Below are 13,029 nucleotides of genomic sequence, written 5' to 3'. Positions count from 1 at the left end.
AGATTTTACACATATAAAATTTAAGCTTTCGCTAATTGTCGTTCTTTTTTCGGAGAATAACTCATCCCCGCAAACACTAGAAAAATACCAAGAAGCTGATACAGATCAGGACGGTAATGTAAAATCGTAACATCCAGTAAGATTGCGACTATCGGATCAACAAAGACTAAAATAGCAATTGTTTGAGCCTTTAATTCTCGTAAACTACTAAAGAACAAATAAAACACAAATCCTGTATGAATAAATCCTGTAACAAGGATATAAAACCAATTTTCAGCGGTAAGATGCATAAATTTTGACCAATCCACAAATGGAATCAATAAGATTACACCGAGACTCGTTTGAATAACCGTCGTTAACAACGGGCTAAGTGTTTGAATTCCCTTTCCTGTGATGGAAGTAAGTGCGTAGAATAATGCTGCAGCAAACGCCCACAGTACACCTGTAGATAAAAATTCTGAAACGCTTGTATGTTGATGAATCCCTCCAACTAACAATGTGCCTATAAAGCAAATAAAGAAAAAGAACAATCCTGTTCCTGTTATTTTTTCTTTAAAGATAACAGAACCGAAAAGAAGTACAATAACAGGTGCTAAATGATAAATCGATATCGCTACAGTAATGGGCATGACTTCAATGGAGCGAAAAAAAAAGACCCAGTTTATAATAAGGAATAGACCACATAGTAAAGCAAGTACATACTCCCGGCGTGGAATAAAGTTTTCATGCTGCTGTTTTGTTGTGAATGTGCGAAAAAACCATATCCCCCCTAATAGAATACTTGTACAGAGGCAACGCACAAAAACCAATTCAATTGACGGGAGACCCGTCTTTATTGAAAATAAACCGATTGAACCAAATATAGCCATGGAAACGGCAAATTTTAATTTTGCATACATATAACTCCCCCTAAAGTAGTCATAGTTATAACGACTATTGTTTTGTGCTAAAAAAACAGCTTTATACGAAGCTGTTTTTTCCTGTCATGACATGAATTAAATCTTCTCTTGTCTTCCATAGACTATCAAGCTTTTCAGGACCGAACGCAGTTGTAATTTCTTCTACCATAATGTCGTGCCGAATGTATTCGGTAGCAATTAGAACGAGCGCAGGATCGGTTGACTTCACAGCCCATTCTGAACCTCTGTCACTAAACTTAGCAATTAAAGCTTCTTCTTCATCTCGAACGAGAATCGTCAAATACCCACCCATCCGTTTACTAACAATGTCCGGTGCCATATAGTTGTGATGATACGTGTGCCCTAGCGTCTTATCTTCTGCTCCAAATAAAACTGTAAAAATTGGGATTGATCCTTCTTTCTCTCGAACAGCTTTTTCAATGTCTTTCACAATAGGAGACCAAATCGATAACCAAAGTTCTTTGTTTGCATCTCGAATCATCGAAAGCATTTCTTGAACAATATGTTCATACTGAACAATTCTCGTTACAACATCTATCTTTTGATCACTTTCTAACGTCGTAAGAGATGATTCTAACATTTCTAATGACGCATCCATCTCTTCTTTCAGACGAGCAAGCAACAGCTTCGGTTCAACAGGCTTATAAACAATCGGATCAGAAGGAACCGTTTGAATCGCTCCTTTATCAAGCAATTTTCCTAATACCTCATAAATCATAGAGCGCGGAACACCAGAACGCTTACTTAATTCATAACCAGTGATGGCGGGTGATTTTAATAAACCTATGTAAGCCTTACACTCATACTTTGAAAATCCATGTTTTTGCAATTCGGTAATTGCTTTCTCTTCCATAAATCCCCCTTGATAGTAGTTATTGTATTAACTACTATAAAACATTTACGCCGAAATGTCTATATTTTCAGACATTTATTCAAAACATGAAAAAGTATCAGTCAACATAGACCGATACTTTTACTCATATGAACGATCTTTTCCTTTGTACAGTGGCTTCATATTCGCAAATCGAAAGTTTTCTGCAGACATCACTGTTTTCTTTTCCTCCACTGATGAATCTTGGTTTTTCTGTGGAATAGGCATAAACCTTGTATTGTACTGCTCTTTTATTCCTTGAATCATAAAATTTAAAACAAAAATCGATATTGTAAAAGCTACTAACGGTGCCAATATAATCCACGGCGCTGTTAACAATTCATTTTTGTTCAATCCTATTAATCCCGACCACTCATTTGTAAGGGAAAATGCAGTAGAGGGACCTCCGAAAGGATCCTGCACCATTTTTCTTCCACCAATTAATACTTTAAAAAAGGCCATATGTATGAGCAGCGTAAATAATTGAACTGCTTGTTGAAGAAAAAGAATGACGAGAATTTCTTTCAAAGAGAGCCAAATATGTTTTCGAAACACATAAAATTTTCGAGCACCGAGCACAATGGAACTTGTTATATAGTCTTTTTTCATAAAAAGGTTAATCTCTTGGCTAATGTAAAGAATGAGATTTGGCAATGTAAGAATACAAAGAATTAGAAATTGCTTAATAACAATAGATTCCTGAAAACCTGTATGCTCGCTTTGGACCATTAGCGGCATCATGAACAAATAAACTAAAACAACTGTCGGAACATAGAAATACACCTTACATACTTTTTCAATGAACTTTTGTACTAAAGGTGGTGTATATGCTAGGAGACTTCCTAATAATGTCCCAAGTACAAGCTGAATCAAACAAATTCCAAATACAAATAAAATCGTAAATTTTGCGCCAATAATAAGTTTAAAGAATAGGTTATATCCACTTCGATCTGATCCAAAAGGCGGCATCAATAAAGGGTTAAACGGTGCACCATGCGAAACGTTACCGTCAGTATCTTTTATTAATACTTGCGTCTGAGAATACAGATCTTTTCCATACCATGTGAATAAAAAACTAGCTAACACAATTCCGCTGAAAAAAGAAAGGCCGATCCAAAAACGTTTCGAACGGAACATGCTATTTTTCATTTGCAAGTCCTCCTGTCATACGTTTTATTTGAAATTGAGCAAGAGTGAACATGGTGTAAAATGGAATGAATAACAAAAAAATCCACCATGCAAACGTGACAGGCTGTAATGCTAATGGTTTTAAAATGAAAGACATATATCCATTTATATTGAAAGCAGCTTCTACAAGTAGCAGACTTGAAATCATGAATAGAAAAGTAGATTGTAAATGGTTGAATAGATGATAGATTACATTACGAAATAAATGAACAAATAAAATATATTTTCTGCTTAGGCCCTTTGCCCTTGCAAATTCTACATAAGGTTTATGTTGTTCTTCTACTAAAAATAAAACCATAATCCGGAAAAAGTGAAGAGCAGGTACAAGGCTCATCGTCACAATTGGTAAGAAATAAGCTTGTTTACTACCGAATGCGTAAATATTTACGAAATTAACTCCTGTTTGTTTATATAGCCAAACAAACAATAGTTGCAGCATAAAGATTAATAACAAATCAGGAATTGATTCAATTAACACTAAACATCGTTCAATTGCTTTTTTCACTTTCAAAGAAGAAAGTACGTATCCAAAAGAAAAACCGGTAGCCATCACAACTGTTAAAACAGTAGATGCTAGTAAAATAATACCGGAATACATATACGGCTCCCAAATTACGTCCCAAAACGGAACTTGGCGTATAACCATAGGGTTGTTATGAATAGCAGGCCCTGCTATAAACAGTCTTTGTAAAAAGGTAGTAAAACTAAGGGACGTATTCCCCCAAAAAACAAATGGTACATAACTAATAGCTATAATAACAAGGATACAAATGCAGAATTCTATACATTTCTCGATAAAAAACCCCTTCATTTTGAATCTCCTCGCATCATGATTTACAATATTAAATACGCTAACTATATAAATCTATGTTAATTTTTTGTCATATAAGCGGCCTATGCAGTCTTCCTTTGTTTTAATCCTTGTACGTGGCAGAAAAAGGCCCTGACCGCTTCTATGCATGGCCAGACCCTCTCGCCAACCCTAAAAAAAGTTCGTTTTTCAACTTGGATTTATATAGTATTTAATGATTAACAACCTTTCGTTACACTTCACTCGTCACTTCTATTTCTTTTCGTTCTAACTTTTCTACCATATGCCCTTCTTCATCCCATTTCACCGCACGGTAATAGGCATCATGGTAGAACGTAAACCACGCATTCTGCTCTATACCGTACTTCATCCACTTTTGTTTACTTTCAATAGACGTCATCGGATAATCATCATATGCCATAACCCACAGTGCATTTTGATGCGCATGTGTTGGCAGTAAATCCGCTAAGTGAAGTAATGTTTCATCTTTACTTTGTGCAACGACAACAGCATGTCCATCACTATGACCACCTGTATGAACCATTCGAATTTCATCTGTAATGCGCACTTCTTCTGTAAATGTTTGGACTTGATGCACAATTGGCTCCCAATTTTCTTTCCAATATGTATTACGTGAGCGGATATTCGGATTTCTCATTTCATCCCATTCTGTTTGTGATACATATATTTTTGCATTCGGAAACGCCGGAACAAGCTTTTCACCTTCCCATTTCGTTAAACCAGATGCATGATCAAAATGAAGATGCGTCATTAATACATACTGAATATCATCTGCTTTTAGCCCAAGCTGAGCGAGCGATTGTTCAACAGATGACTCTTCTGTCACCCCTTGATTTCGCTTCATTTTCTCATTCATCTTGTTGTTACCCATCCCTGAATCGATAAGCATATTTCCATCTTTTGTTTGCAGCAGCAATGGATCTGTTCGTAAATAAATTTGATTTTTATCATTATGGCTATATTTGCGTGACCAAAGTATTTTCGGTACAACGCCAAACATTGCCCCGCCGTCTAAATGTGTATTTCCTCCTCGCAGCCATGTTACTTGTATATCTCCAATTTTTAAATGTTCCATTTTCTGTATCCCCCTTCCTCTTTATGTTATCATATAATTCAGAAAAAATAGTCTACAAAACGAAAAAGGAGCCATTGTCATGATAAAAGGACTATACGAAGCACATCTTCCTGTCAGTAATCTAGAAATATCTATTGCTTTTTATGAATCATTAGGTTTAAAACTATATAAAAAACATGAAACAGTAGCTTTCTTCTGGATTATAGAAGGACAGAGCTGGTTAGGTCTTTGGGAAGGAAGTGAATACCAAACAAAGTACCACCCTTCTCTTAGACATATCGCCTTTCAAGTAGATTTACATGATTTAGAACATGCGATGGAGTGGTTAAAAGGAAAAGGAATTCAAGCACGGAAAGATTTTGGAATGGAGCCTATCGAACCAATTGTATTCCCAAATCAAGCACATGCCTCTGTATATTTCGATGATCCTGATGGCGATAGCTTAGAACTAATTGCTCGCCTTCCTTTTGAATTAGATCGAACGGATAAAGTGAAACTTCCATCAGTGGGGGGAGTTTTTCATCCCCCACTGATGGTTAGTTGAACCAATCGGGCTTTTACGGGCAGTTATCCCCCACCTATCTTCTTCGCTTCTCTCTCAATCTTGAGGTGGGGGTTTTACTGCCCGTTAATGCGGGATAAAATGTACTTAAGCGAATGGAAGGACATAACAAAAAAACAGAGAGGCACATACCTATGAAACTAACAAACGAACAAGATATCATTCAATTAGTACAAAAAGATCCATGGATGATGGATATATTACAAACTGTTAAACAATTACACTTACCTGATTGGTGGGTGTGTGCCGGATTTGTCCGCTCAAAAATATGGGACACTCTGCACGGGTTTGAAGAAAGAACGCCCCTTCCAGATGTTGATGTTGTTTATTTTGATGCGGAAAATATTGATGAATCCGAAGAGAAAAAATACGAAAAACAGTTGCTGAATATGTCGTCAACTGTACCTTGGTCTGTTAAAAATGAAGCAAGAATGCACATCATTAACAACATGCCGCCCTTTTCTTCTTCAGTAGATGCTATATCAAAATTTCCAGAAACAGCAACGGCGCTAGGTTTGAGATTAAACGAGCAGGATGAAATTGTATTAGTTGCCCCTTGGGGTGTACAAGATATCATTAACTTAGAACTACGACCGACTCCTTGTTATGAAGAAACGAAGGAATATGCAAACATGTATGAGGAACGTGTACTTACGAAGAAGTGGCAGGAGAAATGGAGTAAGCTGAAGGTTTTTTATCCTTTAAACGCTATATATATAAATACAAATTGAAAAACCGACATAAAAACCCACTTTCTTTTTAGGGGAGGGCGAGAGCATCTGACCGTGCATTGAAGCGGTCAGAGCCTTTTCCTGCCACATGCGAGGTTTTAAAAAAAGGAGCAAGCAAGTAGCGGTCCTGTTATGTTCTGCATAGCAGCGACTTATGTGTCGAAAAATGAAAAACGCTATTCTCTTAAAAAGAATAGCGTCTTCCATTCTATTAAATTAACGTATGCCCACCTTCAATATGAAGAACTGTTCCTGTAACAAATCCGTTCTGCATAGCATATAGTACAGCCTGGGCAACATCTTCCGCCTTACCTACTCGCCCCGCTGGAAGTTTGTTCCCTAAGTCAGTGTAGAATTTGTTGCGCGCTTCTTCTGCCATTTTGCTTCGTGACGGTGTATCAATAATTCCTGGTGAGACAACATTCACGCGAAGTGGAGCGAGTTCTAGCGCTAATGTTTGACCAAGGTTAGAAACAGCGGCATTGACTGCACCAAGTGTCGCCGATCCAATCATAGATTTATAAGCGACAACTCCAGAAAATAAAGTGATTGAACCATTACCAGCAATTTTCGGGGCACCATATTTCGCTGCATAAAATTGTCCCCAAAATTTATTTTCGAATAACTGACGTGCTGCGGCTGTATCTGTATCAATAAAAGAACCTCCAGATGTTTCTGCTGCTGTAACAACTAAATGATCAATCGTGCCTGTTTGTTCAAAAAAGGATTGTACTTGTTGTTCTTGCGTTGTATCAAGCACATGAATTGTTACGTTTCCTTTTAACTGATCCTTTGCCCCTTGCAGTTTTTCCTTAGAACGACTAGCAATGATGACCTCAGCCCCTTGCATAAGTGCGAGTCTTGCTGTTTCTAAACCAATCCCAGAACTTCCACCGATAATGACAATTTTCTTATTGTTTAGCATGTTCATTTCCCCTAGTTTTTTTGTTTTGTTTTACTGAGGTTATTGTAATTCCAAAACTTTCTTTTTTGAAGTAGTGATATTTAATTCACATAGTTACATTTTGGAAAGTTTCTTTTTTATAAAGAATGTACTTCTATCACCATACATGCCTATCAATCTAAGGAATTTTAATCCCCCCAAGTACCAAAAAGCGCGAATTCGTACGCTAAGGTTTTCTATTTACGGAAAACCTTAAGTTATGAACTTCTTTATAGAGAATCATTGAGGATGGAAACACAAAAATTACAGCACTAGTCCTTAATCACCAACAATTCAGAGATAAATGGTGTAAGATGAGAATAGGTGGTCAGAATTTTCATTTTATGAAAAAACGATATTCTTTTTGTAGAAAAGTACAAAAAGAATATCGTTTTTTAGCACTATAGAAACTTTTTTATTATTTCAGGGATCTTTTTATGTTAAATAAAAATTATTTAACACCAACAGCATCAAATGCTTTGTTTACAGAGGTAACCTCAGCTGATTGCGTTCCATATAAATCTGCGGCTGACTGTACAAAGGCTTGTCTTGCTTGAGAAAATGTTGCTGATTCTGTTAGATATTGAGTATTTGCGCGATAAAAGATTTTGCCCATTTTATCTTTACCAATACCATTTACAGTTACTCCATAATGAGTACCACCCTCTGCAATGAGATACGCTGCTTTATTGATAATCCCACTATTTGTGTGTACTAATTGACTTTGATTCGTTCCTGTATAACGTTTAGAATAATGGTCTGGATCACCGTATTTTGTTGGATCACTCATAGAACGAAGGGCTTGTCCCGATTGGAAGAATAAATCTTCCCCAATTAAATAATCAGGATTTGAGTTATTATAATATTCAACTAATGTGCCGAAAACATCTGACATTGCTTCATTAAGTGCGCCAGATTCATTTTGATAGATTAAATTGGATGATGAATCTGTAACTGCATGTGTTAGTTCATGACCAACAGCATCAATTGCGGCTGTAAATGAACGCGTTGATCCATCTCCATCTCCATATACCATTTGTTTTAGCTCTGGGTCCCAAAACGCGTTTTCATACTGTTGTCCAAAATGAACAGTTGAAACAATTTTAGTACCGTTTCCGTCATAAGAATCTCTTCCATGAACCGTTTTATAATAATCATATACTTTTCCTGCGTAAGTATGAGCATCTACAGCCGCTTGTGCATTTTTGCTTATAAAACTGTTCGTGCTATTATTAAAAAGGACACCTGGAAGGACCGAAGTGTCATCTTCGCTTCCTTTATTTTGTGCATCATACGTATAAATTCCCTGTCCGCGTGTTTTATCTACTAAATAATAAGTATTATTAGATTTTAAGAGATTCAAGCTTCTGGTATTTCCAAATGAATCTTTCCCTGTCCCAGTTGTTACTGTTCCGGTAATATTTCTTGGATTTTTTGCTGCATGTAAAACTTCAATATGATCTAGGATTTTTCCAGTCTCTGCTTCAACAAAATAATCATGGCTACCTGGTTGTGGAGATAAAAATCCTAAATGAACATGATATGCATAGGATACTGTGTCATCTTTTGCATATACTACAAGTTCAGATGTTGGTTCTACAGTATAGTTTGGTTTAAATCCTAGTTCCTTTTCAGCAAGAGACACTGCTTCATTAGCAGAAATTTTTTGATTTGGTTGTTGTAATTTTTGGTCTAAATCAGGAATAACGGTTCCTGAAAAAACAGTTAATACTCCCTTATTATCAACATGTGCAACTTGTGTAGATCCCCATACTGGAACACCATTATAGGTTTGTTGTAATCGAATAACTTTTGCTCCTAACGTATCATCTTCTTGTTTCTTTACAGTGAATGATTCTTTAGCACTTTTTGTGCCTAGTTTATATTTGTCCTTATTTTCATCAACATATCGAAATACTACATCCTCAGTTTTTGTTGAAGATGGTGTAGTCAGCTGTCCAGAAATAAACTCTGGAGACTTGATAGCCTCATTATACTTCTCTGTAGACAGCACATTATTTGATGTAGCTGCATAGCTAGATGTCGGTAAACTAATTGATGTAGCAACAATACCAGCTGACAATAAAACTGCTAAACTTTGTTTCTTTGTTTTCATGTTTTCTTCTCCTTTGTTTTTACACCCTGCATTAAACAGAATATTTATATTTTTTGAAAATTATATTTTTATATATACATTCTGTAAAGGTAGGTAATTGTTAAAAATGGAAAATAATTCATATTATTTATATCGGTTTACTTGTAATTTTGTTTATACAAGACTTTAAAGTGTTGAGTTTACTAGGTTTTCATAATAAATATGCAATTTTGCATATTATATAAATATAAATTGAGAAATAAATATTCTACAAAAAATTCAAATGATGGTTTAAGTGAGAAGGGGAATTCATCAAATATCATTTAATAATTATATAAACACAAATTAAAAAATCGACATAAAACCCTCTTTCTTTTTAGGCGGACGAGAGCATCTGGCTGTGCATAGAAGCGGTCAGGGCCTTTTTCTGTCACATGCAAGGTTTAAAACAAATGGAAGTTTCACTTTATAAAAAATCACGAACTTAGTTTTACTTTTAAGGGGGTTTCCCGTCATTTTACAATTCCCTTAACTAAAATTGGATTTTCTCAACATAATTTCCATTACCTATATGGTAAAATGGATTAAGCAGTTCCCCATAAACTGTTTTTTCAATAGCAAAGTACGCGAGAACAAACTCTCTACTATGAGGGTTTGTTTTTTTATTGCTATTTAAAATTTTATGTGCCATAAAGAGTGTGTAAATAAATCTTATTATATAATTAAACTAATGATTTGTTATTCATCTTTGCCATACTATAAATGAGTCATGTACTTAAAACTTACAATTCATAATTCTGCAGAAAGGAAATATATCTTCTTGAATAAAAATAAACAAAGTGATGCAAAAACGGTAATTGGAATATCTATAGGAATGTGTTTGGGGACAACTTTCGGGTTGCTTATTCATAACCTTGCTCTTGGTATAACTATTGGTGTTGCTATTGGATTTGGAGTTTCTAAAATAAAACGAAAGAAATAACTTCATTTATGCTAAACAACAGCAGTAGAATACCCCCTTACCTTTGAAATGATAAGGGGGTATTCACTTTGTTGAAAAAAGATTATATCAAAGAAAATACTTATACATTCGACTTAAACAAAGAAATGCGAAAATGCGTTTCTTCTTTTGTACTGTCTAAACATATATCTCCCCCATGTTTTTCTACTATATGTTTAGCAATAGTCAGTCCAAGACCAGATCCCCCATCATTTTTTTGAGAACCATCCACTCGGACAAATGCATCAAAAACACTTTTCCTCATATCTTTAGGAATACCAATACCGTTATCTATAATGTTTATATATACTTTATTTTCATCTTCAATTAACGAAACAAAAACCGTTGTGCCTGCCATGTTGTACTGTAAAGCATTAGAGATTATGTTAGATATAGCGCGGGATAATAACTTTTTGTTAATTGGAATAACCACTTCTTTTGGAGGAATTTGATATTGAAATATTAATTGCTTTTTTTGAAATAAGTCATAATATTCTACAACCAGTTCACGAATAAATTCAGATAGATCTGTAGGAGTTACTTCAAAAGGATAATCGGAACGTTCTAGTTTGGACAGTTCAAAAATATCTTCAATTAATAATGCAATGACTCGGATTTTATTGTATATAATATTTAAAGTTTTTTCTTTTGTACTTTTTTCTGTAATTATCCCTAGTTGTAATGCTTCGACATAACCTTGAACTGTTGTAATTGGCGTCCTTAAATCGTGAGATAAATCTACAAGCATCCTCTGTTTATTTTCTTCTAATCTTTTCTTTTCTTTCTCTATTTTATCGAGTTTTTCCGACATGAGATTAAATGAATCTTGTATTTGCATTAATTCAAAATATGCTTTATAGTTCAACCTTTTATCATATTTCCCACTAGCAATTTCCTCAAAGCCTTTTGCCAAATTATCCAAAGGTTTAGTTATTTTTATAGCCATTCGTCTACTGAACATATATATATTGATAAAAAAAAGTATGAAAAATAAAACTAGTATAGAATTTAGTATCTTCAGAAAAATGGATACATATTCTTTATTTTTGTCAGAAAAAGTATATTCGTATTGTAGCTTGTTTTTAGGAACTTTCACAAGGCAATAAAGTGTATCGCCTTTTTCATTTAAAAGTGTTGATACAGATGAATAATAAGGAAGCTTATTATCATCAAAAAATAAAGAAGTAAATTCTTTTTGTGAATAGGATGAAAAATTATCCTTCTTTTCCCCTTTAGTGTAGATAATTTGTAAATTCTCATCGAGAATTTCTACCCAACCACCAAATAATTCTATTGTTTCTGAGTTTATAGCTTCAAAGTTTTTATGTGCTACTTCACTTGCATTTAAATTTTTTAGTTTTCCCAATTGTTTTTCCGTTTGATAGATCAAAAGTAAAAATAAAATTATCACAGTGCATCCTATTGCCAATGCAAATATAACATAATTTTTAATTAGAATATATAGAACCTTATTTTTCATAAAGTTCTTCCTTTCTAGCAAACCTGTACCCTAGTCCTCGTATAGTTTTTATATATACTGGGTTTTTAGGGGAATCCCCTATTTTTTCTCGTAGCCTACTAATATGTACCATAATAGCATTATCGTCCGCATAATAATGCTCAGACCATACTTTTTCAAAGATTTGTTTTTTGGTAAAAATTCTCCCCGGCTGTTCCATAAAAAGTGTTAACAGTTTATATTCTATCGAACTGAGAGTAATTGGCTTATTATATTTATAGAGTATGCAAGAATAGTGATCTAAGGTTAAATTACCAATATGTATCTGATTAACTGTACTTTCTACAGTATTCCTATTAAATTCATAAGATCTTCTAAGGTGTGCTTGAACCCTTGCTATGATTTCTAAAGGACTAAAAGGCTTAATAATAAAATCATCTGCTCCAAGTCCTAAGCCCATAATTCTATCTACCTCTTGAGTTTTTGCTGATAATATGAGAATTGGAAATTGCAACGTTTCTCGAATCTTTTTAATTAATTGATAACCATCCATTTTAGGCATCATAATATCTACAATGGCTAAATCAATATGATTTTCCTCTATACAGTTTAAAGCTTCTTCACCATTCGAAGCCTCTAAAACAAGAAAACTTTCCATTTCTAAAAAAAGCTTTAAAAGTTCAATAATGTCTGTGTCGTCATCAACTATTAATATGTTTTTTGGCATATTCTTTTTCACCTTCCTCTTAAAATATCCAATATTTACAAAATACATTTAAGGTTATTGTAAGATAAATGAAAGTGATATGAAAGACTAGCAGTTTAATATACAGGTATAAATTATTATTGGAGGGATGGAATCATGTTAAAAGAACTTGGAATAGGTTTGATAACTTCAACGTTTTTATTAAGTACAAATGGCATTGCTGACGCGTCTACTAACAGCTTGTACGCAAAGGGGGAAACTGTAACAAATAATGCACAAATTAAAACTTTGGCCGTAAAATCATTAGATATTGGTGAGTCTAAGTTTTATAACGGAATTGCAGCAGAACCTATATATGGATGGCCAGATGTTATTGAGATTTATGTGAGGGATGGAGAGATTGAAATTGAAGGGGTAGGAAAAGGAAAAGCAAGAGTTATGATAACTAAGAAAAGTGGACAAAAAGTATACTATAATTTTGAAGTAAACTAATATAACTTTATTTTAGGGGATCTTTTGTTTTATTAATTTGATAACGATAGGGTATCGCTAGTATTTTAGAAAAACCTACCTACGTTACGAATTATTCAAATTTAACTTGTTAACATTATATATTTGGACTGTCATACAATTCTAATTAAAAAAGG

At 34.3% G+C, this 13,029-nt stretch carries 13 protein-coding genes; 4 read left to right on the top strand and 9 right to left on the bottom strand.

All coding sequences use genetic code 11. The features are described 5' to 3' along the window. Window positions 1-20: 20 nt before the first annotated feature. From WAZ07_RS00630 to WAZ07_RS00610, 5 genes are all read right to left on the bottom strand, one after another. Window positions 21-899: a DMT family transporter gene (locus WAZ07_RS00630; protein WP_336470921.1), complete on the bottom strand. Its 879-nt coding sequence runs from the start codon at window positions 897-899 to the stop codon at window positions 21-23. A 61-nt stretch (window positions 900-960) separates the two neighbouring features. Next, window positions 961-1,773, bottom strand: a complete 813-nt coding sequence (locus tag WAZ07_RS00625; RefSeq protein ID WP_336470920.1) for a TrmB family transcriptional regulator — start codon at window positions 1,771-1,773, stop codon at window positions 961-963. A gap of 120 nt (window positions 1,774-1,893) precedes the next feature. Beyond that, window positions 1,894-2,940: an ABC transporter permease subunit gene (locus WAZ07_RS00620; RefSeq protein ID WP_336470919.1), complete on the bottom strand. Its 1,047-nt coding sequence runs from the start codon at window positions 2,938-2,940 to the stop codon at window positions 1,894-1,896. Beyond that, on the bottom strand, window positions 2,930-3,790 hold the full coding sequence (locus WAZ07_RS00615; protein ID WP_336470918.1) for an ABC transporter permease subunit: 861 nt from the start codon (window positions 3,788-3,790) through the stop codon (window positions 2,930-2,932). Before WAZ07_RS00615 ends, WAZ07_RS00620 begins: the two co-directional genes overlap by 11 nt. A gap of 232 nt (window positions 3,791-4,022) precedes the next feature. After that, a complete protein-coding gene (locus tag WAZ07_RS00610) occupies window positions 4,023-4,886 on the bottom strand; it encodes a YtnP family quorum-quenching lactonase (RefSeq protein ID WP_336470917.1) in 864 nt (287 codons plus the stop codon). Between the two features lie 79 nt (window positions 4,887-4,965). Between WAZ07_RS00610 and WAZ07_RS00605 the strand changes: the two genes are divergently transcribed. Continuing rightward, window positions 4,966-5,430: a VOC family protein gene (locus WAZ07_RS00605; RefSeq protein WP_336470916.1), complete on the top strand. Its 465-nt coding sequence runs from the start codon at window positions 4,966-4,968 to the stop codon at window positions 5,428-5,430. A 152-nt stretch (window positions 5,431-5,582) separates the two neighbouring features. After that, window positions 5,583-6,179: a nucleotidyltransferase family protein gene (locus tag WAZ07_RS00600; protein WP_336470915.1), complete on the top strand. Its 597-nt coding sequence runs from the start codon at window positions 5,583-5,585 to the stop codon at window positions 6,177-6,179. 211 nt (window positions 6,180-6,390) lie between these two features. On the opposite strand, the gene WAZ07_RS00595 is transcribed toward WAZ07_RS00600, so the two are convergent. Both WAZ07_RS00595 and WAZ07_RS00590 read right to left on the bottom strand, forming a co-directional pair. Continuing rightward, window positions 6,391-7,104, bottom strand: coding sequence for an SDR family oxidoreductase (locus WAZ07_RS00595; protein WP_336470914.1), 714 nt, complete (start codon window positions 7,102-7,104; stop codon window positions 6,391-6,393). Between the two features lie 469 nt (window positions 7,105-7,573). After that, window positions 7,574-9,238 (bottom strand): M4 family metallopeptidase, encoded by a 1,665-nt coding sequence (locus WAZ07_RS00590; protein ID WP_336470913.1) that lies wholly within the window; start codon window positions 9,236-9,238, stop codon window positions 7,574-7,576. 799 nt (window positions 9,239-10,037) lie between these two features. On the opposite strand from WAZ07_RS00590, the gene WAZ07_RS00585 reads away from it, so the two are divergent. After that, on the top strand, window positions 10,038-10,199 hold the full coding sequence (locus tag WAZ07_RS00585; RefSeq protein WP_336470912.1) for a hypothetical protein: 162 nt from the start codon (window positions 10,038-10,040) through the stop codon (window positions 10,197-10,199). Between the two features lie 100 nt (window positions 10,200-10,299). Here the strand turns inward: WAZ07_RS00585 and WAZ07_RS00580 are convergent, their stop codons facing one another. Together WAZ07_RS00580 and WAZ07_RS00575 are read right to left on the bottom strand one after the other, a co-directional pair. Continuing rightward, on the bottom strand, window positions 10,300-11,697 hold the full coding sequence (locus WAZ07_RS00580) for a sensor histidine kinase (protein WP_336470911.1): 1,398 nt from the start codon (window positions 11,695-11,697) through the stop codon (window positions 10,300-10,302). Next, the gene (locus WAZ07_RS00575) at window positions 11,687-12,403 is read right to left on the bottom strand and encodes a response regulator transcription factor (protein WP_336470910.1); all 717 of its coding nucleotides are present in this window, start codon (window positions 12,401-12,403) and stop codon (window positions 11,687-11,689) included. Before WAZ07_RS00575 ends, WAZ07_RS00580 begins: the two co-directional genes overlap by 11 nt. Window positions 12,404-12,538: 135 nt before the next feature. Here WAZ07_RS00575 and WAZ07_RS00570 point away from each other — a divergent pair, with 135 nt between their 5' ends. Further along, window positions 12,539-12,874, top strand: a complete 336-nt coding sequence (locus WAZ07_RS00570; protein WP_336470909.1) for a hypothetical protein — start codon at window positions 12,539-12,541, stop codon at window positions 12,872-12,874. Window positions 12,875-13,029 lie beyond the last annotated feature (155 nt).

This window comes from Bacillus bruguierae (genome assembly GCF_037104725.1).
GTDB lineage: Bacteria > Bacillota > Bacilli > Bacillales > Bacillaceae_G > Bacillus_A > Bacillus_A bruguierae.
This window is presented reverse-complemented; position numbering and strand designations above follow the sequence as displayed.